We start from the raw sequence: 709 nt of genomic DNA, 5'->3' as shown, positions 1-709 counted from the left end.
CTTCGGTTCGGGCCAGTGCGCCGGGCGCCTGCGCCCTTGCCATGTCTCCAACCCGCCTTGGCCCTGGCCGCAGGCAATGCGTGTCGATCGCATGCGCGCGGTGACCCAAGATGTCCAGGTGGAATGATGACTCAACTTCGCTGCGGCAGCTCGCCGTGTTCGCCTTCGGCCCGGTCGCACTGCGTCAGAGCCGGTCCCTTGCCCCCAGCAACAAAGCGACCCGCTGCTTGGTTGCCTCGATGAAGTCGGCCTCATGCTTCAATGAACGAAGACGCTGGGAATAGCGGGTGACCGACGCTGTCAGCGCATCGATTTTTCTCGACGTCCATTCCGGGCCCTCGCCGTTTTCCATCGCCTCGAAAGCGAACGCGGCGTTTGTGGTAGCATTCTCGTATTGGTCGCCCAGCGTGTCCTTTTCGGTGCTGATTTCGGTGCCGATCTCATCGAGGAGACGCTGCAAGCGCTCTAGGCGTCGTGCATCCTGGCCGCCGCTCCATGGCAAGATCCTGAAGTTGAATACCTGCATATCCTAGCCGCCCCGCATAGCCCTTCGGACAGGATGTGAGCCCCAAGTTCGCGCACTTCAATGAAGAGGCGAGATGCAGTTCGCATCATATGCGGATTTGCCGGCATATCGACGCATCCTTTTGGCGGATGCGCGCATTGACTAGAAGTGTGTGGGTCAGCATTCGGATGAGCGGGCCAACGC

1 protein-coding gene is annotated in these 709 nt (G+C 60.6%); it reads right to left on the bottom strand.

From position 1 onward, the window contains the following. Window positions 1-184: 184 nt before the first annotated feature. Window positions 185-526 (bottom strand): hypothetical protein, encoded by a 342-nt coding sequence (locus IPF36_RS34320; RefSeq protein ID WP_195432395.1) that lies wholly within the window; start codon window positions 524-526, stop codon window positions 185-187. Window positions 527-709 lie beyond the last annotated feature (183 nt).

This window comes from Cupriavidus sp. IK-TO18 (genome assembly GCF_015549295.1).
Lineage (GTDB): Bacteria > Pseudomonadota > Gammaproteobacteria > Burkholderiales > Burkholderiaceae > Cupriavidus > Cupriavidus oxalaticus_A.
This window is presented reverse-complemented; position numbering and strand designations above follow the sequence as displayed.

Coding starts and splice junctions, on each gene's coding strand:
- IPF36_RS34320 (WP_195432395.1), bottom strand. CDS start 526: ATGCAGGTATTCAACTTCAGGATCTTGCCATGGAGCGGCGGCCAGGAT.